General features: G+C 37.7%; 23 protein-coding genes, 1 pseudogene and 2 other annotated features. Of the genes and pseudogenes, 4 read left to right on the top strand and 20 right to left on the bottom strand.

Features of this window, described 5'->3' with window-relative positions; all coding sequences use genetic code 11:
• Positions 1 to 13 precede the first annotated feature (13 nt).
• The 4 genes from LMD38_RS05080 to alaS form a co-directional block, all read right to left on the bottom strand.
• Positions 14 to 292, bottom strand: coding sequence for a DUF1292 domain-containing protein (locus tag LMD38_RS05080; RefSeq protein WP_000392731.1), 279 nt, complete (start codon positions 290 to 292; stop codon positions 14 to 16).
• 12 nt (positions 293 to 304) lie between these two features.
• Positions 305 to 718 (bottom strand): Holliday junction resolvase RuvX, encoded by a 414-nt coding sequence (gene ruvX / locus LMD38_RS05075; protein ID WP_001221197.1) that lies wholly within the window; start codon positions 716 to 718, stop codon positions 305 to 307.
• A 3-nt stretch (positions 719 to 721) separates the two neighbouring features.
• Positions 722 to 988, bottom strand: coding sequence for an IreB family regulatory phosphoprotein (locus tag LMD38_RS05070; protein ID WP_000348590.1), 267 nt, complete (start codon positions 986 to 988; stop codon positions 722 to 724).
• A gap of 76 nt (positions 989 to 1,064) precedes the next feature.
• Positions 1,065 to 3,707: an alanine--tRNA ligase gene (gene alaS, locus LMD38_RS05065; RefSeq protein ID WP_000811832.1), complete on the bottom strand. Its 2,643-nt coding sequence runs from the start codon at positions 3,705 to 3,707 to the stop codon at positions 1,065 to 1,067.
• A 40-nt stretch (positions 3,708 to 3,747) separates the two neighbouring features.
• Positions 3,748 to 3,967 (bottom strand) — a binding site (T-box leader).
• Positions 3,968 to 4,189: 222 nt separating this feature from the next.
• Here alaS and LMD38_RS05060 point away from each other — a divergent pair.
• The gene (locus LMD38_RS05060) at positions 4,190 to 4,534 is read left to right on the top strand and encodes a PH domain-containing protein (protein ID WP_000209593.1); all 345 of its coding nucleotides are present in this window, start codon (positions 4,190 to 4,192) and stop codon (positions 4,532 to 4,534) included.
• Between the two features lie 35 nt (positions 4,535 to 4,569).
• Here the strand turns inward: LMD38_RS05060 and LMD38_RS05055 are convergent, their stop codons facing one another.
• Positions 4,570 to 5,640, bottom strand: coding sequence for an AI-2E family transporter (locus LMD38_RS05055; protein ID WP_000793116.1), 1,071 nt, complete (start codon positions 5,638 to 5,640; stop codon positions 4,570 to 4,572).
• Positions 5,641 to 5,815: 175 nt separating this feature from the next.
• Between LMD38_RS05055 and LMD38_RS05050 the strand changes: the two genes are divergently transcribed.
• A complete protein-coding gene (locus LMD38_RS05050) occupies positions 5,816 to 6,028 on the top strand; it encodes a hypothetical protein (protein ID WP_000242550.1) in 213 nt (70 codons plus the stop codon).
• Between the two features lie 36 nt (positions 6,029 to 6,064).
• Here LMD38_RS05050 and LMD38_RS05045 read toward each other — a convergent pair whose 3' ends face one another.
• From LMD38_RS05045 to cymR, 7 genes are all read right to left on the bottom strand, one after another.
• Positions 6,065 to 6,193: a YrzQ family protein gene (locus LMD38_RS05045; protein WP_001053553.1), complete on the bottom strand. Its 129-nt coding sequence runs from the start codon at positions 6,191 to 6,193 to the stop codon at positions 6,065 to 6,067.
• A gap of 18 nt (positions 6,194 to 6,211) precedes the next feature.
• Positions 6,212 to 6,400: a hypothetical protein gene (locus LMD38_RS05040; protein WP_000469281.1), complete on the bottom strand. Its 189-nt coding sequence runs from the start codon at positions 6,398 to 6,400 to the stop codon at positions 6,212 to 6,214.
• A 127-nt stretch (positions 6,401 to 6,527) separates the two neighbouring features.
• Positions 6,528 to 8,864: an SF1B family DNA helicase RecD2 gene (gene recD2, locus LMD38_RS05035; protein ID WP_062821257.1), complete on the bottom strand. Its 2,337-nt coding sequence runs from the start codon at positions 8,862 to 8,864 to the stop codon at positions 6,528 to 6,530.
• A 95-nt stretch (positions 8,865 to 8,959) separates the two neighbouring features.
• Positions 8,960 to 9,619: a tetratricopeptide repeat protein gene (locus LMD38_RS05030; RefSeq protein WP_062821256.1), complete on the bottom strand. Its 660-nt coding sequence runs from the start codon at positions 9,617 to 9,619 to the stop codon at positions 8,960 to 8,962.
• A gap of 110 nt (positions 9,620 to 9,729) precedes the next feature.
• Positions 9,730 to 10,845 (bottom strand): tRNA 2-thiouridine(34) synthase MnmA, encoded by a 1,116-nt coding sequence (gene mnmA / locus LMD38_RS05025; RefSeq protein ID WP_001038008.1) that lies wholly within the window; start codon positions 10,843 to 10,845, stop codon positions 9,730 to 9,732.
• A gap of 16 nt (positions 10,846 to 10,861) precedes the next feature.
• Complete coding sequence (locus LMD38_RS05020; RefSeq protein WP_062821255.1) at positions 10,862 to 12,007, bottom strand: cysteine desulfurase family protein; 1,146 nt, start codon at positions 12,005 to 12,007, stop codon at positions 10,862 to 10,864.
• 35 nt (positions 12,008 to 12,042) lie between these two features.
• Positions 12,043 to 12,459 (bottom strand): cysteine metabolism transcriptional regulator CymR, encoded by a 417-nt coding sequence (gene cymR / locus LMD38_RS05015; protein ID WP_000704116.1) that lies wholly within the window; start codon positions 12,457 to 12,459, stop codon positions 12,043 to 12,045.
• Positions 12,460 to 12,751: 292 nt separating this feature from the next.
• Between cymR and LMD38_RS05010 the strand changes: the two genes are divergently transcribed.
• Together LMD38_RS05010 and LMD38_RS05005 are read left to right on the top strand one after the other, a co-directional pair.
• Positions 12,752 to 14,038, top strand: a complete 1,287-nt coding sequence (locus tag LMD38_RS05010) for a replication-associated recombination protein A (protein ID WP_000812933.1) — start codon at positions 12,752 to 12,754, stop codon at positions 14,036 to 14,038.
• 37 nt (positions 14,039 to 14,075) lie between these two features.
• Positions 14,076 to 14,717, top strand: coding sequence for an RsfA family transcriptional regulator (locus LMD38_RS05005; RefSeq protein ID WP_000857700.1), 642 nt, complete (start codon positions 14,076 to 14,078; stop codon positions 14,715 to 14,717).
• A gap of 513 nt (positions 14,718 to 15,230) precedes the next feature.
• Here the strand turns inward: LMD38_RS05005 and LMD38_RS05000 are convergent.
• From LMD38_RS05000 to relA, 8 genes and pseudogenes are all read right to left on the bottom strand, one after another.
• Positions 15,231 to 15,998: a tRNA threonylcarbamoyladenosine dehydratase gene (locus LMD38_RS05000; RefSeq protein ID WP_000903177.1), complete on the bottom strand. Its 768-nt coding sequence runs from the start codon at positions 15,996 to 15,998 to the stop codon at positions 15,231 to 15,233.
• Positions 15,999 to 16,345: 347 nt separating this feature from the next.
• The gene (gene aspS, locus LMD38_RS04995) at positions 16,346 to 18,121 is read right to left on the bottom strand and encodes an aspartate--tRNA ligase (protein WP_062821253.1); all 1,776 of its coding nucleotides are present in this window, start codon (positions 18,119 to 18,121) and stop codon (positions 16,346 to 16,348) included.
• Positions 18,122 to 18,133: 12 nt separating this feature from the next.
• Complete coding sequence (gene hisS / locus LMD38_RS04990; RefSeq protein ID WP_000027087.1) at positions 18,134 to 19,405, bottom strand: histidine--tRNA ligase; 1,272 nt, start codon at positions 19,403 to 19,405, stop codon at positions 18,134 to 18,136.
• A 69-nt stretch (positions 19,406 to 19,474) separates the two neighbouring features.
• Positions 19,475 to 19,705, bottom strand: a binding site (T-box leader).
• Positions 19,706 to 19,759: 54 nt separating this feature from the next.
• The gene (locus tag LMD38_RS04985) at positions 19,760 to 19,936 is read right to left on the bottom strand and encodes a hypothetical protein (protein WP_001242605.1); all 177 of its coding nucleotides are present in this window, start codon (positions 19,934 to 19,936) and stop codon (positions 19,760 to 19,762) included.
• Between the two features lie 82 nt (positions 19,937 to 20,018).
• Positions 20,019 to 20,185, bottom strand: a pseudogene (locus LMD38_RS04980) (YrdB family protein); the annotation flags it as partial.
• Positions 20,186 to 20,199: 14 nt separating this feature from the next.
• Positions 20,200 to 20,895 carry an alpha/beta fold hydrolase gene (locus LMD38_RS04975; protein WP_061184101.1) on the bottom strand — a complete coding sequence of 232 codons (696 nt, stop codon included), beginning with the start codon at positions 20,893 to 20,895 and terminating at the stop codon, positions 20,200 to 20,202.
• A 130-nt stretch (positions 20,896 to 21,025) separates the two neighbouring features.
• Positions 21,026 to 21,466 carry a D-tyrosyl-tRNA(Tyr) deacylase gene (locus tag LMD38_RS04970; protein WP_001266956.1) on the bottom strand — a complete coding sequence of 147 codons (441 nt, stop codon included), beginning with the start codon at positions 21,464 to 21,466 and terminating at the stop codon, positions 21,026 to 21,028.
• Between the two features lie 17 nt (positions 21,467 to 21,483).
• Positions 21,484 to 23,667, bottom strand: coding sequence for a GTP diphosphokinase (gene relA, locus LMD38_RS04965; RefSeq protein ID WP_001262814.1), 2,184 nt, complete (start codon positions 23,665 to 23,667; stop codon positions 21,484 to 21,486).
• Positions 23,668 to 23,777: the final 110 nt, after the last annotated feature.

The raw sequence follows: 23,777 nt of genomic DNA, 5'->3' as shown, positions 1-23,777 counted from the left end.
TTTTCAGTACTTATTATTCAGCTTCTTGCTCATCAGCAATAGTGTTAAATGTTTCTTGTACCATTTCCCACTCTTCTTCAGATTCGATTGGAAGTAATACTCCGCCCTCTTCTTCATTTTGCTCATAAGCCATTGCATCATAAATTGGGTCTCCATCTTCATCTACTTCACCGATTGGAGAGAAGATTACGTATGATTTTTTACCAAATTTTTCAGCATCAAAAGTGAAAATAATTTCACATAAATGTTCGTTACCTTTTTCGTCTACAATTGTAATTTGACGTTCTTCCATTTTGGTCACCTCTTATTTACTATCTAAAAATCCTTGTAAGATTACGACTGCAGCCATCTTATCGATTACTTGCTTTCGCTTCTTACGACTTACATCGGCTGAAATGAGTAGACGTTCCGCTGCCATCGTTGACAAACGCTCGTCCCACATTACAACGTCTAATTGTAACAGCTCTCGTAGGTTTTCTGCAAATTGTTGGCATGCTTCACCACGCGGGCCAATTGTACCATTCATATTTTTAGGTAAACCTACTACTATCTTGTCCACATCATACTGTTTTACTAACTCAGAAATGCGGTCAAAACCAAATTGACCTCGTTCTTCGTTAATCTTGATTGTTTCAAGCCCTTGCGCTGTCCAGCCCATTTCGTCACTAATTGCAACTCCGACTGTTTTTGTACCTACATCTAAACCTAATATCCGCATAAATTACTCCTCACGATGATGTTTCAAGTAAGACTTCACAAGCTCTTCAATTAATTCATCACGTTCAAGCTTGCGAATGATGCTTCGCGCATCTTTATGGCGAGGTATGTATGCTGGGTCTCCACTTAATAAATAACCGACGATTTGGTTAATCGGATTATAGCCTTTTTCTTGAAGTGCATCATACACAGTTAAAAGTACATCATTTACATGGACACTCTGTTTTTCATCTTGAATGCTAAACTTCATTGTTTTATCAAAACCGTCCATTTCAAGCACCTCACTTATATAGTAAGTATAGGGAGAAGAACTTCTCCTCTCCCTACCATTGTACACTACTATCTCTTTATTTTGAAACAGATTTAACGTACTCTTGTACAAATGCTAAAGCTTCCTCAACTTGCGCTGGGTTTTTACCGCCCGCTTGTGCCATATCAGGACGGCCACCACCGCCACCGCCACAACGAGAAGCTACTTCTTTCACAAGTTTACCAGCATGGTATCCTTGGCTAATTAAATCTTTCGTTACGCCAGCTAAGATGTTTACTTTATCATCATTTACAGACGCTAATACGACAACTGCAGATTGTAATTTATTTTTTAGGTCATCCATCATCGTACGTAAGTTGTTCATGTCTGCAACATTTACTTTTGCCGCTAATACGTTCACGCCATCAACTGTCATTACTGAATCAGTTAAGTTTCCAGCTTCAATATTGCTTAATTTTGCTGCAAGAGATTCGTTTTCTTTTTGAAGTTGTTTTACTTCAGCAAATAAACCATCTACTCTTGTTAAAATGTCTTTTGGATTTGTTTTCATTTTTCCAGCTGCTTCTTTTAATAAACCTACTTGATCGTTCATTAATTCATAAGCAGACTTACCAGTTACTGCTTCAATACGACGAGTTCCTGCACCGATACCAGACTCAGCAACGATTTTGAAAATACCGATAGAAGCTGTGTTATCAACGTGACAACCACCGCAAAGCTCTAAGCTATAGTCGCCAACTTGTACGACGCGTACAACATCACCGTATTTTTCACCGAATAATGCCATTGCGCCCATTTCTTTCGCTTCTTCGATTGCTTTTTGAGAAATCTCAACATCAATACTTTCCCAAATTTTCTCGTTTACGATACGCTCAATTTTTTCTAATTCGTCAGCTTGTACTTGACCAAAGTGAGAGAAGTCAAAGCGTAAACGTTCAGAAGTTACAAGAGAACCCGCTTGGTTAACGTGCGTTCCAAGTACGTCTTTTAACGCTTGGTGTAGTAAGTGAGTTGCTGTATGGTTCTTCACAACACTACTACGGTTTTTCGTATCGATAATAGCTTTTACAGCCGCATCTTTCGTTAATGTACCTTCTTCAACTACAACTTTGTGCAAGTTTTGGCCGTTTGGTGCTTTTTGTACGTCTTTTACAAGAACTTTCACACCATCAGCAAGAAGGTAACCACGGTCTGCAATTTGTCCGCCGCTCTCAGCATAGAATGGTGTTACATCAAGCATTAATTGTCCTTCTTCACCTGCTTGCAAGCTGTCTGCGTATTCACCGTTTTTCACAAGTGCAACAACGTTACTTTCTGTTGCAACCGTACCGTAACCAACGAACTCGCTCGCTACTTTCACTTCTCCAAGGACACCGCCTTGAACTTGCATAGAATCAACGTCTTGACGAGCAGCACGTGCGCGCTCACGTTGTTTTTCCATTTCATTTTCAAAGCCTTCATGATCAACTGTCATACCAGCTTCTTCTGCATATTCTTCTGTTAATTCAATTGGGAAACCGTATGTGTCATATAGACGGAACGCATCTACTCCAGAAATAACAGTTGTTTTTTCTTCTTTCGCTTTTGCAATAACTTCAGCTAAAATTGCTTCACCATCATGAAGTGTTTCGTGGAAACGCTCTTCTTCATTTTTCACAACTTTTGCAATGAAATCTTTCTTTTCAAGTACTTCTGGATAGAAGTCTTTCATTACTTCTCCAACAACCGGTACTAATTCAAACATGAACGGACGGTTAATGTTTAATTTCTTAGAGTAACGAACAGCACGGCGTAATAAACGACGTAATACATAACCACGGCCTTCGTTAGATGGAAGAGCGCCGTCACCAACAGCGAATGTTACTGTACGGATATGGTCAGCGATTACTTTAAACGCCATATCTTTTTCTAAGTCACCATTACGATATTTCTCGCCAGAGATTGTTTCTGTTGCACCAATCATCGGCATGAATAAGTCCGTGTCAAAGTTTGTAGGTACATCTTGAACGATAGATGTCATACGCTCTAGACCCATCCCTGTATCGATGTTTTTCTTAGGAAGTGGTGTATATGAACCATCTGGATTATGGTTAAATTGAGAGAATACAAGGTTCCATACTTCTAAGTAACGCTCGTTTTCTCCTCCTGGATATAATTCTGGGTCACTAAAGTCATTACCGTAAGCTTCTCCGCGGTCATAGAAAATCTCTGTATTCGGTCCACTTGGTCCTTCACCGATGTCCCAGAAGTTTTCTTCTAAGCGGATGATACGCTCTTTTGGAACACCCATTTTCTCATTCCAAATTGTGAATGCTTCTTCATCTTCTGGATGGATTGTAACGGATAATAATTCTTTATCGAATCCGATCCATTTGTCGCTCGTTAAGAATTCCCAAGCCCAAGTAATTGCCTCTTCTTTGAAGTAATCGCCGATTGAGAAGTTCCCTAACATTTCAAAGAATGTATGGTGACGAGCTGTTTTCCCTACGTTTTCAATATCGTTTGTACGAATTGATTTTTGAGCATTTGTAATACGTGGATTTTGCGGGATTACACGTCCATCAAAATATTTTTTTAATGTTGCTACACCACTGTTAATCCATAAAAGAGATGGATCCTCATGTGGAACTAGTGATGCACTAGGTTCTACTGCATGTCCTTTTTCTTGGAAAAAGTCTAAAAACATTTGACGAATTTGTGCGCCTGTTAGTTGTTTCATTGTATTTTCCTCCTTAAATATAAAAAACTCCCGCCCCTATAAAAGGGACGAGAGTTAACTCGCGATACCACCCTAATTATGAATTGATTACTATATGAATCAATTCATCACCTCATGGTGCCGTAACGTGGCAAAACGGCAGTGATTAGCTGCTCTCAGGATTAGCTTTCTGTTACCCTTCATTTAAAGCTTCTTTCAGCCATATGGAAGCTTCTCTCTATAAATGGACTGTAACGTACTTGTTCCGTCATTGATTTAATGTATTATATGACTAAATATAATAGAATTCTCTTAAGTTTGTCAATGTAGATAATCATTTATATTATATCAATTACTTATTAATCATAGCTATTCTACTATTCATTCTTAACAGCCTTTTCATATATTATGCATGTATTACTAAATTGTACTACTCCCGTGTACTTTTCCGAATATTTAATTTTTGTTATAATTAAATTATTAATAATAAAGGAGCGATTATAGTGACAACCTTATTGAGCAAAGCTAAAAATATGTTAAAGACTGATGAAACAATATTGTTTTACGTAGCCTGTTCACTAGACATATTTATTTATCGTTCCGTCGCAAGGCCGGGATTGTTAATTTTAACGAACAAACGCCTCTTCTTTTATGGACCAGATGTAAGTAAGAACCCATTATTTGAAGAGTACGCTTTCGCGAAAATTTCTAATTTAAAAGAAAAACAGCGACTTTTCAGCAATCAAATTGTATTTATGTATGATAATGAATGGAAAAAAATAAAACATATTCAAACAAATGATGTAAGCTCTCTCGTTCAAAAAATAAACGAACAACTCTCTAAATAATGATAGCCCTCTACTCTTATAAGTAGAGGGCCTTCCTATTGCATATCTTCTTTTTTCCAAAGAGGCCTTACATGAACGATTACTGTACGAATAACCGCTAAAATAGGAACTGATATTAATAACCCTACAATTCCTCCCACTTCTCCCCCAACTAGTAGTGCAAGCATAATAATGACAGGATGCATGCGAAGGGACTTACCAACGATATAAGGGGATAAAATGTTACTTTCTACGAATTGCAAAATAGCAATCGCAATCCCCGCTTTAATGAGTAAACTTGTTGATACCGTTGCCGCAATCATTAATGTCGGAATCGCCCCTAAAATAGGGCCAAAGTACGGTATTATATCCGTCACCCCAATAATAATACCGAGTAACAATGGATATTTCATACCGATAAACCAAAAGGAAAGAGCAGATACGCCCCCTAATACTAAACAAACAAATAACTGTCCTCGAATATAACTTCCAAGTGATTTATCAATTTCTTTCGCCAGCATTTGCCCCGTACTACGCCACTTACTCGGAACTAGTTTCCAAAAAATATGATAAAACTCGCCGTAATCTTTTAATATGTAAAATACAATGAACGGAATTAAGAAAATAATGAGTAACGAATCCAGTACACCGCGAGCTGTGCTCATCACTTTATTTAAAAGTGCTTGTATCTTCGTCTCTACTCCAACAAAAATTTGTTTCACCTTTTCATGAATAAATGACGGGAAGTTCGCTGTTTGTTCTGTAACACCATCCATCCAAGAATCATACATTTTTGTAAACTGCGGGAATTGTTCATTGATTTCTTGTAATTGCTTAATCACAACCGGCGTTCCTTTATAAATTCCATAACCAATTCCGCCAAAGAAAAGGATGTAAATGAGCAAAATAGCGAGTGTGCGCGGCATCCCTTCTTTATGAATTTTTTCAATTAAAGGATGCAATAAATACGCAATAAAACACGCGATAAGAAACGGTGTAATGGCCACTTTACATACAAAAATAATCGGTGCCCATAGCGGCTTAATTTTTAAAAAGACGAGCAAACAAAGAAAGACAAGTAACAATAATCCTAAACGGTATATCCAAATGATTTTAAGATTCTTCACACGAAAAACCTCCTCCACCTTTATTGTGAAAATAAATAGGGTAGGTTATGTGCAAAAGTTTTAAAATCTTTTTGTGCAGACCATACTGTTTTGTAAAGACGCACATATATATACATAACAAGGACAACCACCCCTGAGAACGCAGCGTGAAACAATTTAATCAGGAGGGCTCATAATGGTTTTATTTATGCTCGTATTATCAGCACTTTTTATGATTCTTGAATGGATTTGTATCGGGTTTGGTATTTGGAAAGGTTTCTTTATTCGTTCCTCACGAAAAGAAAGAGCGAAGCATTTATTTCATTACGGAATGCTTGGCGTTGGATGTTACGGCCTATCTTATCTCTTCTCTGAAATTGGACTTTTATATTTGCATACAAATGCATAAAAAAACTCCCTTGTTGATGAAGGGAGTTTTTTACGCTTATAAATAAGATTTAATCATCTTACGTGCTTTTTTCATATTGCGTTTTGAAAAGACATCTTGTTTGCGAGCATATTGATATGCTGCCGCTCCAACACCTAATGCGATTAATGAATTGCGTAGATTCAAAGTAAATCCCCCTTTTCGTTATCCGATCGTTCTTTCATTCTCATCAAATAAATCATCAAGAGAACTTAACGAACCATCTTCTTCTACTTGATGCGTATGGATTTTCCCCTTTGAAACCGATAATTCGATATAACAATTCCAGCAATAAAATTGGTTGACACCTATTTTCCCAATGTCTTTTCCTTTGCAATTTGGACAAATAAACATATGGCGTTCATCTCCTTACAGTCTCCCGGATTCTATTCGCCATTATTTCCAAACTGCATTCATTTATACATTGCTGGAGCCTTTCAACGTTATACGTTTGAAAGTTTCACTATATAATTTCACCTTTTTACATGAAATCATACGGTGAAATGTTTTCCACGTCCATTTCTTCGCCATTCACTGTTACCATCTGTACTTCTCCTTGCGATTCCTGCAATCGACTCGCTAAAGTCGTTTGACGCATTGCATCATCAAGGCGGTTTACACCAGACTGGAAAGCAGCTTCCTCCCCGCAAATAATAAGGAACTTCTTACTTCTTGTAATACCAGTATAAATTAAATTACGACGTAACATACGATTATAACTTTTTACTATCGGCATAATTACAATCGGAAACTCACTACCTTGCGATTTATGAATGGAACAGCAATAGGCATGTGTAATTTGATTTAAATCTGGTTTTGTATATGTTACCTCAATTCCATCAAATGAAACGATAATCATATCTTGTTGCTCAACGTTTTCTTTCGCATAAAACACCGAAACAATTTCTCCGATATCACCATTAAACACTTGACTCTCCGGCTGATTAACGAGTTGCAAAACTTTATCGCCTCTTCGATATACAACATCACCATAAGCAATTTCTTTACTCTTTTCCCTTTTCGGATTAAATACTTCTTGCAACGCTTCGTTTAGTACATTAATACCGGCCGGTCCACGATACATCGGGGCCAATACTTGTACATCTCTTGCGCTAAAACCTTTTGTCTTAGCATTTTCACAAACCTTCTTAACAACCTCAACAATTTGAGCTCCTGTGCAGCCGATAAATGAACGATCTTTTTGATTTTGCGCTAAATCTGGTGGGAGTGTTCCATTTTTTATCGCATGAGCAAGTTGAATTACTGATGAACCTTCCGCTTGACGATAAATTTCAGTAAGCTTTACAGTTGGAACTGCACCTGCATTCAATAAATCTTTCAATACTTGTCCAGGTCCTACAGATGGTAATTGATCTTCATCACCTACAACGATAACTTGAATGTTCGTCGGCAATGACTTAAACAGCTGATTTGCAAGCCAAATATCAACCATTGAAAATTCATCAATAATAAGCAACTTCCCTTGTACCGGATCTGTTTCATTACGCTGGAAAGACCCTTCTGGCGTCCAGCCAAGTAAACGGTGAATTGTACAAGCTGGAAGTCCTGTCGATTCACTCATTCGCTTCGCTGCCCTTCCTGTTGGAGCCGTTAATAATATCGGAAATGGATTATCATCACTGTATTCATTCGGATTTAACGATAGCCCGTGAAGTGACGCATACATTTCAACAATTCCTTTAATAACTGTTGTTTTTCCTGTTCCTGGTCCACCTGTCAATAACATCATCGGTTTATGAAGTGCCGTTTGAATTGCTTCTTGCTGAAGTGGTGCATACTGTACGCTCAGTTGTTCTTCAATTTCACCTAACGTCTTTAACACTTCTGCTTCAGGGAATGAAGGTGTTTCCTCCTGATTCATGAGCCTGCGAATAGACTTTACAACACCTTTTTCAGAGTAGAATAACGATGCCAAATACACTCGTTCTTCCTCGATGATGACTTTCCCTTCACTTTGCATCATTTCAATACAACCTATAATGTCTTCCTCCGTCACTCTTCCTTCTTGATTATTTAAAAGTGACATCGTTTCTCTTACAAGTTGATCTTTTCTCATATAAACGTGACCAAGTTGTAATGATACATTCTCTAACGTATAAAAACATCCCGCACGTACACGATCATCATGATTACCCGATATCCCTAACGCACGTCCTATATCATCCGCTCTTCCAAATCCAATTCCATCCACTTCTTCAATAAGTTGATATGGATTATTACGAATCACTTCTAATGTCATCTCTTTATATTGTTGGTAAATCTTAATAGAAAGCTTCGTTCCAAAACCATAACCATTTAAAAAACTCATTACTTTCTCTAATCCTTGATGTTCAACAATTGTCTCATATATTTCTTGCGCTTTTTGCTTGTTTACAACACCATTTAAAGCCTCAGGATCATCCATAATTTTAGAAATAGCATGTTCCCCTAGATGGTCCACAATTTTTTCAGCTGTACGCTTTCCTATCCCTTTAAATAAATCACTCGCTAAATATTGCACCATACCTGCTTTTGTTTGCGGCAATTCTTTCTTAAACGTTTCAACTAAATATTGTTTCCCATACTTCGGATGGTCTTTAAAATGCCCTGTCAACGTAAACACTTCATCTTCATGCATGCGGGGAAAATGACCGTTTATCATCACTTTTTTTTCGTCGTACGTTTCATTCGTTTCAATGACTTTCATACTGACAACGGAATAGAGGTTTTCTTCGTTGTGGAAAATGGTATGAAGAACTTGCGCTTTTATAAACTTTTTCTCTTCCTCAAACAAATCCATTGCATGTTGATTTCCCATCTTTCCTCTCCTTTCCGGTTTCGCTTCACTTTAATGAGCAGTACATCCCCCACCTATTTAGATGAGGGATAACTACCCATTAAACTACATTTTTCTTATTCAGCTTCTTGCTCTAATAAACGAACACCATTACCCGCTAAAAAGTGATCTGGCTGAATTTCAGTTGCTTTCTTAAATAAAGCGAGAGCCTTCTCATTTTTTTCCTCAAATACGTAGGCAACACCTAAATTATAATACGCATCTGCATGCTCTTCATCCATTTCTAATACCTTTTCAAAATAAGGTTTCGCCTCTTGAATATGTTCTAGTCGCGCAAAGCAAAGTCCGCACTGGAACAAAGCTTCTACATCGTTTTCATCTAATTCTGTTGCTCTTTGTAAAAACGGCAGTGCAAGACGATCATTTCCAAGTTGCACATGTGTAATACCTAACATAAACGTTACATCAGTTGATTGTAATCCAGCTTGCATCGCTTGTTCAAATACAGCTTTAGCCTCTGCAAATTGCTCTTGACCGTAATATACGTTTCCTAATCCATAATAAGCAGCCGCAGATTTATCATCTAACTCTAATGCACGTTTATAAAATAAAATTGCTCTCTCACTATCACCTAGTACATCTAATAAGTTTGCAAAATTAATATATCCAAGCGCATCTTTCGGATTTTCTTCGATTGCTTCTGTGAAATTTTTAGCAGCTTCTTCCCAGTTTCCTTCTTGCATATATTGAATACCTGTTTCAAGTTTGTTTGACATGTCCTTCACCTCTACAACAAATTATAACAAAGAATGTATTTTCCAAGCGAACGAAAATTCGCCTTATGTAAAAGAAACCTCTAACCGCGAATCGGTAGAGGCTTCTCGTTTTATCCTAAATAATCCAATTTCTTACCGCTACGGTACACTTCATCAATTGTAGCACCGCCTAAACACTCATCTCCATCATAGAAAACAACTGCTTGTCCTGGTGTAATTGCACGAATTGGCTCGTCACAAAGAATACGAACCGTATTTTCATCAACGATTTGAACCGTTACTTTATTATCTTCTTGACGATAACGGAATTTCGCTGTGCACTTAAATTCTTTCTCTTTCGCTTTATTACTTACCCAGCCAACATTTGTAGCAATAACTTCGTCGCCATATAGAAGTTCGTTATGGAATCCTTGATCAACATATAAAATGTTTTCTTTCAAGTTTTTCCCAACAGCAAACCACGGATCACCGTTACCACCAATACCAAGGCCATGACGTTGTCCAATTGTGTAGTACATTAAACCGTCATGCTTTCCTTTCACTTCACCAGATAATGTTTGCATCACACCTGGTTGTGCTGGTAAATAGTTACTTAAGAAATCTTTAAAGTTACGCTCACCAATGAAGCAAATACCAGTACTATCTTTCTTCGCCGCTGTCGCTAAACCAGCTTCTTTCGCCATTTCACGAATTTGTGGTTTCTTCAGTTCACCAAGCGGGAACATTGTTTTTGATAATTGCTCTTGGCTTAATTGATTTAGGAAATATGTTTGATCTTTATTGTCATCAACGCCGCGAAGCATTTTATATTCGCCGTCCATATAAGCAACGCGTGCATAATGACCTGTTGCTACATAATCAGCACCGAGCGCAATTGCGTGCTCTAAAAATGCTTTAAATTTAATTTCTTTATTACACATTACATCTGGGTTTGGTGTACGACCAGCTCGGTATTCATCTAAGAAGTACGTAAATACTTTATCCCAGTATTGTTTTTCAAAGTTTACTGCATAATACGGAATACCAATTTGGTTACACACTTCAATTACATCATTGTAATCTTCTGTTGCTGTGCAGACACCATTCTCATCTGTATCATCCCAGTTTTTCATAAAAATTCCGATTACATCATAACCTTGCTCTTTTAATAAAAGAGCCGCTACAGATGAATCGACGCCACCGGACATCCCGATGACAACGCGTGTTTCGTGAGGTAGTTTGTTCATCATGTCACCTCCCATGCTAATTTTGTGTTAATCGCTTCACGATTTTCACTGTTTCGTACGCCGCTTTCTCAACTTGCTCTTTCGTATTTCCAAGTCCGAAACTAAAACGTACGGATGAACGTATTTGATCGGAGTCTTTTCCGAACATCGCCACTAATACATGTGATGGATCAATCGAACCAGCTGTACAAGCCGAACCACTTGATACTGCAATGCCAGCTAAGTCTAAGTTCACAAGAAACGGTTCAATGTTCATTCCTGTAAAACTAATATTAAGCACATGTGGTAATCGATATTCTAAGTTTCCGTTTACCTCGAAAGTAATGTCTTCATTTTTGAAGACAGATACCATTATATCTTTAAACTCTTCATATTGGGCATTTTTTTGCTCACGAGTTTTTTCAGCTAGCAAAATTGCATGTTGCAACCCAACGATGCTCGGCACATTTTCAGTACCAGCACGGCGTTTTCTTTCTTGCTCCCCACCTATTAATAACGGTTCAAATTTCACGTCTGCACCAGCGTATAGGAACCCGACACCTTTTGGCCCGTTAATTTTATGAGCCGAAATTGATAATAAATCAATACCAAACTCTTTCACATCAATTTCTACTAAACCGTAAGCTTGTACCGCATCTGTATGGAAATAAGCTTGATGCTCTTTTAGCAGCTTACCTATTTCCGCAATTGGTTGCATCGTCCCAACTTCATTATTCCCAAACATAATAGATACAAGAATTGTCTCTTCTGTTAATGCCTTTTGTATGTCAGAAACTTGAACGCGTCCTGTTTCATCAACAGGTAAATATGTCACTTCAAATCCTTCACGCTCTAACAATTCACACGTATGCAAAATTGCATGATGTTCAATTTGTGTCGTTATAATATGGTTACCTTTATGACGGTTCGCACGCGCTACACCGATAAGCGCTAAATTATCAGCTTCCGTACCACCGCTCGTAAATATAATTTCATTCGGATTCGCATGAATGCTACGTGCACATGCGCGTCTCGCCTCATCTACTGCATGGCGCGTTTGACGTCCATAAAAGTGAATACTAGACGGATTTCCGAATGTTTCTGTCATATATGGAATCATCTTTTCGACCACTTCCGGGTGAGTCGGAGATGTCGCAGCATGATCTAAATAAATGCGTTCCATTAAATCTCCTTCTTTCCAAATCGTTTCACAAGGAATTAAATGTAAAACATATAGCCCCCGTGATTTTCTTCCTCATAACGTACTAAATCTTCTAACGTTGTACTATCTAACACTTCTTGCACCGCATCACGAACACGCATCCATAATTGGCGTTGTGCTGGTTCTTCTTCTTCTATCATTTCTACAACACTAATCGGACCCTCTAATACACGGATTACATCCCCAGCTGTAATGTTAGCTGGCTGATCTGATAATACATACCCGCCATATGCTCCGCGTGTACTCTTTACTAGACGCGCGTTACGAAGTGGTGAAATTAATTGCTCTAAGTAATGTTCCGATAAATCATGTGCCTGCGCAATTGATTTTAAGGAAATTGGACCTTCACCAAACTTTTTTGCAAGATCGATCATAATTGTTAAGCCGTAACGGCCTTTCGTTGAAATCTTCATCTATTTTGCACCTCTTTTCAAATTTTCACTTCTATTGGTTATATCTTATTTATAAAAGAACACAATTTAAAATCCTATGAAATTATAGCATAATATAGTATTATAAGAAATTTCAACTTGTGTATCAAAATGATAACATAAAATCACATTGAAAAACTCGGAAATTATTACAATTGAAAGAAAAATGAAAATATTCATATTCATTTTTCCCACAAAACAGCATCCTATTTCAAATTCCACTAAAAAAAATGATACGATAGAAAGAGATTATATATTAAGGGAGACGGTAAAAATGAAACAACCACTCGCACATCGAATGCGCCCTACAAATATTCAAGAAATTATCGGACAACAACATTTAGTTGGTGAAGGAAAAATTTTATGGCGAATGGTCCAAGCAAATCATTTTCAATCTATGATTTTATATGGTCCTCCAGGCACTGGAAAAACATCCATCGCGAGCGCAATTGCAGGAAGTACCGGAACCCCTTTTCGCCTATTAAACGCTGTTACTCACAATAAAAAAGATATGGAAGTTGTCGTACAAGAGGCAAAGATGCATCGACACCTCGTTTTAATTTTAGATGAAGTACACCGTCTAGATAAAGCAAAACAGGATTTTCTATTACCTCATTTAGAAAGTGGACTCCTTACCTTAATTGGTGCGACGACGAGTAATCCGTTCCATGCTATTAATTCTGCTATTCGAAGTCGGTGTCAAATCTTCGAATTACACGCATTAACAGAAGATGATCTTTTAATTGGCTTAAAACGAGCACTTGAAGATAAAGAAAAAGGTCTTGGGGAATATGATGTAACTGTTACACCTGAAGCATTACATCACTTCGCAAATGCATCAGGTGGAGATATGCGTTCCGCTTATAATGCACTGGAGCTAGCTGTTTTATCTAGCTTTACAACTGATGACAAAGCTGCGGAAATTACGCTGGAAATCGCCGAAGAATGCTTACAAAAAAAGAGCTTCGTTCACGATAAAGGCGGAGATGCTCATTATGACGTATTATCAGCATTTCAAAAATCAGTGCGCGGAAGTGATGTAAACGCAGCACTTCACTATTTAGCACGTCTTATTGAAGCTGGTGATCTGCAAAGCATCGGTAGACGTCTTCTTATTATGGCATATGAAGATATTGGACTTGCTAGCCCGCAAGCTGGACCGCGTACGCTAGCAGCTATAGAATCAGCTGAACGCGTTGGATTCCCAGAGGCGCGCATACCACTTGCAAATGCCGTTATTGAGCTTTGCCTATCACCAAAATCAAACTCAGCTTATAAAGCACTTGACGCTGCCTTACACGATTTACGGAACGGGCAAACAGGCGACATCCCAAGTCATTTAAAAGATAGTCATTATAAAGGCGCAGAGGCACTTGGAAGAGGCATTGGCTACTTATATCCACACGACCATCCAAATGGTTGGGTACAGCAGCAATACTTACCTGATAAAATAAAAAACAAACAATATTATAAACCGAAAACGACAGGGAAATTTGAACAAGCACTTTCTACTGTATATGAAAGATTACAAAGTTCGAATAAAACGAAAAATAAAGGGTAACATAAGCGAAAACGTCACCATTATGGAGGCTTCGCTTATGAAAACACGTCAAGATGCATGGACAAAAGAAGACGATCTCCTTTTAGCAGAAACTGTTTTACGACATATTCGCAGCGGCAGTACACAAATAAAAGCATTCGATGAAGTCGGCGATGCTTTAAACCGCACTTCCGCAGCTTGCGGTTTTAGATGGAACGCTGAAGTAAGACCGAATTATGAAGATGCGGTACAGCTTGCGAAAAAACAACGTAAAGAATTAAAGCGCTCTGAAGCTAAAATAGAAAAAGATCAGTTCACAAAAACGAAACAACTCGTAATCGATGCTGAGTTTTCAGAAGATATTGTACCAAGTAAACAAGAACTTACAATGCAAAATGTCATCTCGTTTTTGCAAAACTTGGAGCACAATAATCCTTCACTCGCAAAGTTACAAACTGAAAATGAAGTATTACAAACTCAGCTCACTTCCTTGCAAAAAACGAATGATGAGCTCGAAACTAAATTAGCTGTACTCACAAAAAAACAACAAGCAATCGAAGAAGATTATGCGATGCTCGTTAGAATTATGGACCGCGCTCGAAAACTCGTTTCAGTTGAAGAACAAGAAGAGCAGATCGCTCCCATTTTCAAGACAGATCAAAACGGAAATTTAGATATTATTTATTCTGCAGAGAATTAAAAAAGATGTCACCTAGCCCTATTTTCCGGCTAAGTGACATCCTTTTTTTGTTTCTTCGATGGATAGCGTATTGGTAAATGAAATTATATCGGCGATTTTTCGAATATATCTATCGTAACTTACAATATATCAACGATTTTTTAATTATATCGACTATTCGACAAGGAATATCGATTTACCGACAAATATTTACAAAATAAATAGACCTGCTATACAAAGAACTCCCTGAATCAACTGGATATTTTTTACTTAAATGTTACTATAAACATATACGATTGAAAGGAGCTGATTGCCATTTCATTAGTAGCCTTCAAAATAACACTCGGTATTCTCGTTCTAACGTTAGGCCTTTTTACGATTCATAGTTTAAAAAAGACCTCAGGTTATAAATCAGACAAATATGATTATTACTTACTGGCCTTGCTTACATTTGAACTAGTAGCAATGCAAATACCCCTATTTTTTTAGCACATATAAAAAAGCATATATCCGAAATGGATATATGCTTTTCTTTTATTCTTGCCCTACACGTTTCACTTCTACGTTTTTAATGCGTTCACGTACAACGTGACTTGCCATAATTAAGCCTGCCACAGATGGTACGAATGCGTTTGATGAAGGTGGTAATTTCGCTTTACGAATTTTTGCATTTTCGTCTGGTACGATTTCTTTACGTACTTCTTCACGAATTACGATTGGGTTTTCGTCAGAGAAGACAACTTTTACACCTTTTTTAATACCCTCTTTACGAAGCTTCGTACGAATGACTTTCGCAATTGGATCTGTATGTGTTTTAGAGATGTCCGCAATACGGAAACGAGTTGGGTCCATTTTATTTGCTGCACCCATACTTGAGATAATTTTAATTTTACGACGTAAACATTGTTTAATTAAATGAATTTTGAACGTAATCGTATCAGATGCATCCACTACAAAGTCTAAACCGTGTTTAAAGAACTCTTCATATGTTTCATCTGTATAAAACATTTCTAGTCCAATTACTTCACACTCTGGGTTAATGTCTGCAATACGCTCTTTCATTAATTCTACTTTTGAACGTCCTACAGTAGATACTAAAGCGTGAATTTGACGGTTTACGTTTGTAATATCTACAACATCTTTATCTACTAATACGAGACGCCCAACTCCAGAACGTGCTAACGCTTCAGCTGCAAAAGAACCTACGCCGCCAATTCCTAAAATACCGACTGTACTATTTTTTAATATTTCAAGTCCTTCTTTACCGAAGGCTAATTCATTACGTGAAAATTGATGTAACATTCAGCTCTACACTCCTATTACAAAAATGGTCTACCATGTATTCTAGCGTTTTTCCGACTATTTGTATAGAAAAAGTTATAGAATTCCTAAAAATACATATTTCGAAAATAAAAACATAGTGTAAACCGGGATTTTGTTTCTTCCTAAATGCACGTTTAAAAAGAAGGATTCAGAGAGCCGAACAGATCGAGGCACTGAAGCCAGGAGGAGCGCAGTGTAGCGTTACTACTCGAGCACCGGACTAGCATACGTAACGACGAGATGCGACAGCCATCTGAACCGGACTTTTTAAACAACCTCTCAAAAAAAGTCTAGATGGTATTAGTATAACCATCTAGACCCTATTCTTACTTCTCTTCTTTTAAGCTTAATTTTAAGTTTAACTCTTCAAGCTGTGCTTCTGCAACTGGGCTTGGAGCTTCTGTTAATAAGCAGCTTGCGCTTGCTGTTTTTGGGAATGCAATTGTATCACGAAGGTTAGTACGACCTGCAAGTAACATAACAAGACGGTCTAAACCTAATGCAATACCACCGTGTGGTGGAGTACCGTATTCGAATGCTTCTAATAAGAATCCGAATTGCTCTTGCGCTTCTTCTTGTGAGAATCCAAGTGCTTTGAACATTTTTTCTTGTACGTCACGCTCGTAAATACGAAGTGATCCACCACCAAGCTCATAACCGTTTAATACAAGGTCATATGCTTGCGCACGTGCTTTTTCTGGTGCTGTTTCTAATAGCTCAACATCTTCACGGAATGGCATTGTGAATGGGTGGTGAGCTGCAAAGTAACGATCTGCATCTTCATCGTACTCAAGAAGTGGCCAATCCGTTACCCATAGGAAATTAAATTTACTTTCGTCAATTAACTCAAGCTCTTTACCTAGACGTAAACGAAGTGCACCTAAGCTATCTGCAACAACGCTCTTCTTATCTGCTACGAATAGTAATAAGTCACCAGCAGTAGCTTCTAATGTAGTCATTAACACGTGTGCATCTTCTTCACCGAAGAATTTCGCGATCGGTCCTTTTAAGCCGTCTTCTTCCACTTTAAGCCAAGCTAAACCTTTTGCACCGTATACTTTTACGAATTCAGTTAATGCATCGATGTCTTTACGAGAGTATTTGCCCGCAGCACCTTTTGCATTAATTGCTTTTACTTGTCCGCCGCTTTCTACAGCACTTGTAAACACTTTAAATCCACAACCTGCTGCAAACTCAGATAAGTCTGTTAGTTCCATTTCAAAGCGTGTATCTGGCTTATCAGAACCGTAACGAGCCATTGCATCAGCGTAAGTCATACGAGGGAATGGTGCACTAATCTCTACACCTTTCGCATCCTTCATAACTTTTGTCATCATGCGCTCCATCATATCTAAAATTTCTTCTTGTGTTAAGAATGAAGCTTCGATATCGATTTGCGTAAATTCTGGTTGACGGTCCGCACGTAAATCTTCGTCACGGAAACAGCGTGCTACTTGATAGTAACGCTCAAATCCGCCGACCATAAGAAGCTGTTTAAATAGCTGTGGAGATTGTGGTAATGCATAAAACTCACCATCATGTACACGACTTGGTACTAAATAATCACGAGCTCCTTCTGGCGTGCTCTTCGTTAAAATTGGTGTTTCTACTTCTAAGAACTCTTCTGTATCTAAGAAATTACGAATTGTTTTTGTTACGTCATGACGCATTTTGAATGTATTGAACATTACAGGACGACGTAAGTCTAAATAACGATATTTTAAACGCACATCTTCTGATGCATCTGTATCATCAGCGATAATGATTGGCGTTGTTTTCGCTGCGTTTAATACGTTTACCTTTGTTGCTTGTACTTCAATACGACCAGTTGCCATATTGTCATTAATTGCGCCTTCACCACGCTCAACAACTGTACCTTCTACGTGTAACACGTATTCGCTACGAATTGTTTCTGCTACTTCTAGCGCCTCTTTTGATGTTTCTGGGTTAAATACAACTTGTACAATACCTGTACGGTCACGTAAGTCGATAAAGATTAATCCACCTAAATCACGGCGTTTTTGTACCCAACCTTTTAATTGAACTGTCTGTCCAACTGCTTCTACTGTTACTTTTCCACATGCATGTGTTCTTTCAGCCACTGTAAGTTCCCCCTATATTAATTTCTCTGCTACGTATGAAGCAAATACATCTAATGCTACTTCTTCTTGTTCGCCTGTTGCCATATCTTTTAAGTTGATGATACCTTTATCTAACTCATCTTCCCCTAATACAGCTACAAATTTCGCTTTTAGACGATCTGCTGATTTAAATTGTGCCTTCATTTTGCGGTCTAAATAATCTTTTTCAACTGATAATCCAGCTTTACGAAGATCAAACGCAACTTTTGCAGCATGGTCTTTCGCTTTTTCACCAAGCGCCACAACGTAACAATCAATACTATGTTCGATTGGCAATTCAATGTTTTCAGCTTTTAGTGCCATAATTAAACGTTCAATACTCATCGCAAAACCGATACCTGGCATTTCTGGTCCACCGATTTCTTGTACAAGTCCGTTGTAACGTCCACCACCGCTTAATGTAGTAATAGCACCAAAACCTTCTGCCTCACTCATAATTTCAAATACAGTGTGTTGGTAGTAGTCTAAACCACGTACTAAGTTCGGATCTTTTTCAAATGGAACATCCATCATCGTTAATAGTTCTTGAACTTTTTCGTAGTATACTGCTGAATCTTCGTTTAAGTATTCTGTAATAGATGGTGCTGTTCCCATTAATTCATGGTTACGGTCCTTCTTACAATCTAAAATACGAAGAGGGTTCTTTTCTAAACGAGATTGACAGTCAGAACAGAATTCGCCGATACGTGGCTCAAAGTGTGCGATTAATGCATCACGGTGTGCTTGACGGCTTGCTGCGTCACCTAAACTGTTTAATACAACTTTAATATTTTTCAAGCCCATGCCGCGGTAAAACTCTACAGCAAGTGCAATGACTTCTGCATCAATTGCAGGGTCGTTACTACCGATTGCTTCAATACCAAATTGGACGAATTGACGATAGCGACCTGCTTGCGGTCTTTCGTAACGGAACATTTGACCGATATAATATAATTTCGTTGGTTGTGTTGCGTCACCGAACATTTTATTTTCAACGTAAGAACGTACAACAGGTGCAGTACCTTCTGGACGCAATGTTAAACTACGCTCTCCACGATCTTGGAATGAGTACATTTCTTTTTGTACGATATCTGTCGTATCACCAACACCACGTAAAAATAGCTCCGTGTGTTCAAAAATTGGTGTACGAATTTCTTTATAATTGTAACGACGGCAAATTTCGCGTGCTTGCCCTTCGATATACTGCCATAACTCAACAGTGCCTGGAAGAATATCTTGCGTTCCGCGTGGGATTTGAATAGACATATTCAGTTCCTCCTCAAATTGTTTTAATCTTAATAAAAATAAAAAAACTCCCGCCTCTACTGTTTGAACAGTAGGGACGAGAGTATTATACCCGTGGTGCCACCCTAATTGAAGCACGTATGCTTCCACTTTTTTAATAACGCTTAAATGTGCGTTCATCCCTACTAAGCGTATATGCCGTTCAAGTTGAAACCTCTAGAGTGTCATTCAATTAGTCATCATGTAGAAATGTTTTCAGCCTAAGACATTTCTTCTCTTTCCATGTGTGTCTCATTTACTCTTCTCTATCAACGGTTATATTCATATGTAAATATAAAATTACTATACGTTTGTTCAGTAGGATTGTCAAGTGCTCTAAGAGCGTTCAATCTGCTTCTTTAGGCGCTTTACATCTTGAAGAGAAATGCCAAACTCAGAAGCAAGCTCCATCGAAGTATTGTTTTGCTCTTTTGAAATAAAATCATGAAAATTTACGTTAAACAGTTGATTTGCACCATTTGTAACAGAATGCCCTTTTTCATTCATACGCATACGTATATCCCTCACATTCAATATGGATGTTTTACTTTTTATTGTTCCATATTAATTAGAGAGTTATACATAAACGAAAAAGCTATTGACTCAAAATAAACATTAGTATTGTATTTATAATAATTGGCCAGTCCACTCGCTAGCATATGATGCTTCAAATGAATATAACAACACTGCAATACCTAGCCCAAATACGATCATTTCTAACATTACATGTAATATACCTTGCACTTCCCTTTCTTCCACAGGAAATAAAGCATACATTAAACTACTTCTACACACTGATTCAATATACGAACCAACGTCTCTGGATTAGTTTCCATTACCCAATGCCCACCAACTTCAATAGAAAAAACTTCCCATTTTCTATCCCTTGCTTTTTTTGCTGATTCTAAAAAGATAGGCGTCATTGGCCAATATTCTGGATTATCCTTTACTTCTACGTATATATGGGGTATAAGTTGCGCTTTAGAGTTTTTTATTTCAACCGATTGTGTAAAAGCCAACAATGACATCGCTGATTTTTTTTCATCTATTGTATTTCTAGGAAGAACACGCCATCCTTCCCCGTATACTTTTACTTCTTCTATAAAATGTGCGGCCATTTCCGGCCCAGAAATATCCATAACAGAATCACCATTTTCCGGAAGCATTGCATCCACGTATACTAGCTCTTTAATAAACTCGGGAATCTCTTCTGCTACACCTGTAATTACCATACCAGAATAACTATGCCCTACTAAAATTACATCTCTTAGACCCTCATATTTAATAGTATTAACAATGTCTTGAATAAATATTTTCAGCCCTATATTAGGTTGCATAAGATGTGTTCGTTCCCCAAGTCCAGTTAATGTAGGAGTATATACACTATGACCCTCTTCCCTTAAAAGTTTAGCTAGTTTTGTCCAAACATAACCGCCATCCCATGCTCCATGAACGAGTACAAATGTTTCCATAAGATTTACCTCCCATAATCCCCCGATTATATCGTTTATTTTCTTAACTATCATAACAATAACTAACAAAATATACCATTAAAAACCACAAAAGAAGAGAGGGGCTCATCCCCTCTCTTCTTCAGCAACACTATTTACTTTCCACAATTAAGGTCACCGGACCATCATTGATTAAAGAAACATCCATCATTGCTCCGAACTTCCCTGTTTCTACATGCAATCCTTGCTTACGTACTTCTTCATTAAAGAAATCATATAAACGCTCTGCATAGTCAGGTTTAGCTGCATCCATAAAGTTTGGACGTCTTCCCTTGCGGCAATCTCCATATAATGTGAATTGCGAAATGGATAGAACTTGTCCTTCTACATCAAGTACAGAATGGTTCATCTTTCCGCTCTCATCTTCAAAAATACGTAAGTTCGCAATTTTTTCTGCAATGTAAGTTGCATCTTTTTCTGTATCTTCATGCGTAATGCCAACTAGTAATGTTAAACCGAACGGAATTTGTCCTACGATCTCACCGTCTACTGTGACAGACGCTTCCTTTGATCGTTGTAAAACAACTCTCATCTTTTCTACACTCCCTATTAATGCATCATGCGTCGTACTGCATAAATTTCTGGAACACGTTTAATGCGTTCTACTACTTTTTTCAAGTGCTGTAAGTTACGAATAGAGATTGACATATTAATTGTTGCCATCTTATTACGGTCACTTCTACCAGAAACTGCCGAAATGTACGTTTTCGTCTCTGTAACAGCTTGTAATACTTCGTTTAATAAACCACGACGATCGTAACCTGAAATTTCAATATCAACGTTATACTCAATTTCTTTTTCAGGGCTACCTTCCCACTCTACTTCTAATAAACGTTCTATAGCTTCTTCTGTATGAACATTTACACAGTCACGACGGTGAATCGATACGCCTCGGCCTTTCGTAATATATCCAACGATATCATCGCCAGGAACTGGGTTACAGCATTTTGATAAACGAATTAATAAATTATCTGCACCACTTACTTTAACGCCAGAGTCCCATTTTCGAATTTTCATCGGTTTACGAACTTCTTTAACTTCAACAATCTCTTCTTCTTCACGTTGCTTACGGAACTTGTCCGTTAGTCGCGTAACAATTTGCGATGCAGTGATGCCATTATATCCAACTGCCGCAAACATATCTTCTTCATTTGCAAAGTTGAATTTTTCAGCAACTCGTTTTAAATTGTCAGGAGCTAACACTTCTTTCATCTCATACTCTAGGCTACGCACTTCTTTCTCAACAAGTTCACGGCCTTTTTCAATATTTTCATCTCTACGTTGTTTCTTAAAGAACTGACGTATTTTGTTTTTTGCATGAGATGTTTGAGCAAGTTTCACCCAATCTTGACTTGGTCCATACGAATGCTTCGATGTTAAAATCTCAATGATGTCACCTGTTTTTAATTTATAATCAAGCGTCACCATTTTCCCGTTTACTTTTGCACCAATTGTTTTATTTCCAATTTCTGAATGCACACGATATGCAAAGTCAATTGGAACAGATCCAAGTGGTAATTCCATTACATCGCCTTTCGGTGTAAAGACGAATACCATGTCAGAGAATAAATCAATTTTTAATGACTCCATAAACTCTTCTGCATTAGAAGCTTCATTTTGCCATTCTAATATTTGACGGAACCATGTAAGTTTCTTCTCTAATGTACCTGCTGTTTCTGCTGTTTTTCCTTCTTTATACGCCCAGTGTGCCGCGATCCCGAATTCTGCGATCTCATGCATTTCTTTCGTACGAATTTGTACTTCAAGCGGATCACCTTTCGGCCCAATTACAGTCGTATGAAGAGATTGATATAGGTTTGCTTTCGGCATTGCAATATAATCTTTAAAACGACCTGGCATCGGCTTCCAGCACGTATGAATAATTCCAAGTACTGCATAGCAATCTTTAATACTATTTACAACGACACGTACAGCTAATAAATCGTAAATTTCATTGAACTGTTTATTTTGCAGTGCCATTTTACGATAAATGCTGTAAATATGTTTTGGTCTTCCAGAAATTTCAGGTTGAATTGCAACTTCATCTAATTTCTCACGAATACCAGTCATTACTTCCTCTAAATACTCTTCACGTTCTGCACGTTTACGCTTCATTAAATTTACAATACGATAATATTGCTGTGGATTTAAGTAGCGAAGTGACGTATCCTCTAGCTCCCATTTAATAGTACTAATTCCGAGTCTATGTGCTAAAGGTGCAAAGATTTCTAACGTTTCATTCGCAATGCGACGCTGCTTCTCTTGAGGCAAATGTTTCAATGTACGCATGTTATGAAGACGATCAGCTAGTTTAATTAAAATAACTCGAATATCTTGAGCCATTGCAATAAACATTTTGCGATGGTTTTCTGCTTGTTGTTGCTCATGAGATTTATATTTAATCTTTCCAAGCTTTGTCACACCATCGACAAGCATAGCAATTTCTTTATTAAATTCCCGTTCAATATCTTCTAATGTAATCTCTGTATCTTCTACTACATCATGTAAGAAACCTGCTGATACTGTAGCTGGATCCATGTGTAAATCAACTAAAATACCTGCAACTTGAATTGGATGAATAATGTATGGTTCACCCGATTTTCTGTATTGTTCGCTATGCGCATCGCGTGCATATTCATAGGCACGTGCTACTAGCTCAATATCTTCATCCACTAAATATTGACTTGCTTTCTCGAGTACCTGTTCAGCTGTTAGTACCTGCTCATTTGCCATCGAATCACCTTTTATTGAAAATTGACTTTATCTTTATTGAATAGAATAAATTATATTCTATCATTATAACCCAATGATTGTGAATTGTGAAAAGGAAAAGATTTTACTGA

Origin of the sequence: Bacillus pacificus (assembly GCF_020861345.1) — a bacterium.
In the GTDB taxonomy this organism is placed as follows: domain Bacteria; phylum Bacillota; class Bacilli; order Bacillales; family Bacillaceae_G; genus Bacillus_A; species Bacillus_A pacificus.
This window is presented reverse-complemented; position numbering and strand designations above follow the sequence as displayed.